The 1,027-nt window shown below is 68.8% G+C and carries 1 protein-coding gene; it reads left to right on the forward strand.

What is annotated here, in order from left to right; translation table 11 throughout:
- Nucleotides 1-1,022 (forward strand): GTPase ObgE (gene obgE, locus HC022_RS27400; protein ID WP_167454474.1); only part of this gene is annotated, 1,022 nt, incomplete at its 5' end.
- Nucleotides 1,023-1,027 lie beyond the last annotated feature (5 nt).

The raw sequence follows: 1,027 nt of genomic DNA on the forward strand, positions 1-1,027 counted from the left end.
TCGACCTCTGCAAAGTCTACATCCGCTCCGGAAGCGGGGGGAACGGCTGCATCTCGTTTCGTCGCGAGAAGTATATCGAATTCGGCGGTCCTGACGGCGGCGACGGTGGCGGCGGCGGTGACGTCTGGGCCGAGGCCGTGGACGGGCTCAACACGCTCATCGACTTCCGCTACCAGCAGCACTTCTTCGCCGAGAACGGCCGCCCCGGTGCGGGCCGCCAGCGCACCGGCAAGGACGGTGACGACATCGTGCTGCGCGTGCCCGTGGGCACCGAGATTCTCGACGAGGACGAAGAGACGGTGATCGCCGACCTCACCACGCTGGGCGAGCGCGTGCTGCTCGCGCGCGGGGGCAACGGCGGCTGGGGCAACCTGCACTTCAAATCCGCCACCAACCAGGCCCCGCGCCGCGCCAACCCCGGCCAGCCGGGCGTCGAGCGCACCATCTGGCTGCGTCTGAAGCTCATCGCCGACGTGGGCCTGCTGGGCTTGCCCAACGCCGGCAAGTCGACCTTCCTCGCCGCGACCTCGAACGCGCGGCCCAAGATCGCCGACTACCCGTTCACCACGCTGCACCCGAACCTCGGGGTGGTGGGTGTCGACGGGCGCGAATTCGTGGTGGCCGACATTCCCGGCCTGATCGAGGGCGCCCACGAGGGCCGGGGTCTGGGCGATCTGTTCCTCGGCCATGTCGAGCGCTGCGCGGTGCTGCTGCACCTCGTCGACGGCAGCTCGGGCTCGCTGCTCGAGGATTACGACACGATCATCAACGAGATCGAGCAATACGGGGCGGGCCTCGCCGAGAAGCCGCGCGTCACCGTGCTCAACAAGATCGACACGATGGACGACGAGGAACGCGCCTTCCTGCGCGATGAACTCGAGGCCCGGTCCGGCGGCAAGGTGCTGCTGATGTCCGGCGCATCGGGCGAGGGCACCACCGAGGTGCTGCGCGCGCTGCGGAGCTACATCGACGACAAGCGCCTGCGCGCCGCGCCCGAGGACGACACCCAATGGCAACCCTGAGCTCT

Source organism: Salipiger sp. HF18, from assembly GCF_011806505.1.
GTDB lineage: Bacteria > Pseudomonadota > Alphaproteobacteria > Rhodobacterales > Rhodobacteraceae > Salipiger > Salipiger thiooxidans.